Origin of the sequence: Pauljensenia sp. UMB6358, from assembly GCF_030216865.1 — a bacterium.
GTDB lineage: Bacteria > Actinomycetota > Actinomycetes > Actinomycetales > Actinomycetaceae > Pauljensenia > Pauljensenia turicensis_A.
In genome coordinates this window covers 1-322 of sequence record NZ_JASOMS010000089.1, presented here as the reverse complement: position 1 = coordinate 322, position 322 = coordinate 1, and the positions used below count along the sequence as shown (strand labels likewise).

Annotated in this window: 1 protein-coding gene; it reads right to left on the bottom strand. The window is 41.6% G+C overall.

All coding sequences use genetic code 11. The features are described from left to right. Positions 1-114 precede the first annotated feature (114 nt). Positions 115-322 (bottom strand): hypothetical protein (locus QP381_RS08740; protein WP_442953418.1); only part of this gene is annotated, 208 nt, incomplete at its 5' end.

The window sequence follows — 322 nt, the reverse complement described above, 5'->3', positions numbered from 1 at the left end:
GTTTTGACAAACCTAGCGGTTCGTCAAAACGCAAACGCTCCTCCGAGGGACTCTTGCAGAGAGCAAATTCGTGCGAATGAACGCACGAAAAAATCCGACCTCACGGATCGGATTTTATTTATCTTCACTCAAAATTTCCCCAGTCTCAAAATCATAATTTTTCGGCTTATGACGGTTCGAACGAAGATATGCCACCAAAAAAATTGTCTGACTTCTAACCGTCGGAAACCAGTCATCAAATTTTTCTGTCACAGCATAATCAACCAAATCAGCATATTCAGAACAATTTGTCTCGGAAATCCACGCTACAATCTCCTGCAAA